Genomic DNA, 986 nt, shown 5'->3' on the forward strand with positions numbered 1-986 from the left:
TGGTCAGTGCGGTGAACACCAAGTTCAAACCGATCCTGGACAAGCAGTTGAAAAGCGCCCCGCCGCCGACGAAGTCGGAGACGATGCGCAGAAACAAGCTCGAAGGGGAGAAGGCCGAAGCGCGGGCCGGCATCGACCCCACCAAGCCCAAAGCGTCGATTCTGTCGGTGACGGGCAGACGTAATACGATCCCTGACGACCTCGACCACACCACCAAACGCCTCACCGAAGTCAAGAACGTTCAAGTCCAGGGGTACACGAGCCAGCTGAAAGACGACATGGCCTTTTGCCAGGCCAGAGGGTATGAGTTCGTGCTGATCACCGACCGCAACACCCGCCTCACACAGGAGCTGCAGGACCTCGTGAATCAAGGCAAGATCAAACACGTCACGATGGATTTCCAGAGTTGACCCCCACCGACGACACCGCAGCCATCCGTCTGCTCGAGGAGTACCGCCGGGCCGGCGGAAACGCCGACACGATTGGCGATATCGGCAATCAGAGGAGTAGTGCACCGGCGGTGATCGTGCTGGTTGCCGAGTGGCTCGCCGAGCTCGAAGACCGATGGCCCGGACCGGAAACCGAGGGCAGGGAACTGGCGCGGCTGAGCCTGGTCAATGGACTGAACCGTAAGGAATCTCGCAAGACCGAGGCGATCCCAGCGCTGATCGGTCAGTTCGACCACGCCAAGACCATGAGCTCTTACACGCGGTGGTCCGCGGGCAACGCCCTCTACAGCATCCCCGCCGGCAAGGAGTACTTCGACCAGCTCGCCGCCATCGCCGCCGACCGTGGATTCGGAGCCGACAGGCAGATGGTGGTCGACTGGCTCGGCAAATCACGCCACCCCGACGCCGCAGCAGTCGCCCTCGCCCAACTCAACGACGACACCGTGGCAGGCCACGCATTGGATGCGCTGTCGAAGCTGCGGGCGCAAGGGGTGAGCAAACAGGTCGAACCGTTCCTCACGTCGAAATACCCCTGGT

At 62.2% G+C, this 986-nt stretch carries 2 protein-coding genes; both read left to right on the forward strand.

Features of this window, described 5'->3' with window-relative positions:
• Nucleotides 1-410 (forward strand): putative toxin (locus tag NS3_RS27945; protein WP_245649852.1); only part of this gene is annotated, 410 nt, incomplete at its 5' end.
• Nucleotides 407-986: hypothetical protein (locus tag NS3_RS27950; protein WP_067866014.1), on the forward strand; the 580-nt coding region annotated here is incomplete at its 3' end. The genes NS3_RS27945 and NS3_RS27950, both read left to right, overlap by 4 nt.

It is taken from the genome of Nocardia shimofusensis NBRC 100134 (assembly GCF_001613125.1).
Lineage (GTDB): Bacteria > Actinomycetota > Actinomycetes > Mycobacteriales > Mycobacteriaceae > Nocardia > Nocardia shimofusensis.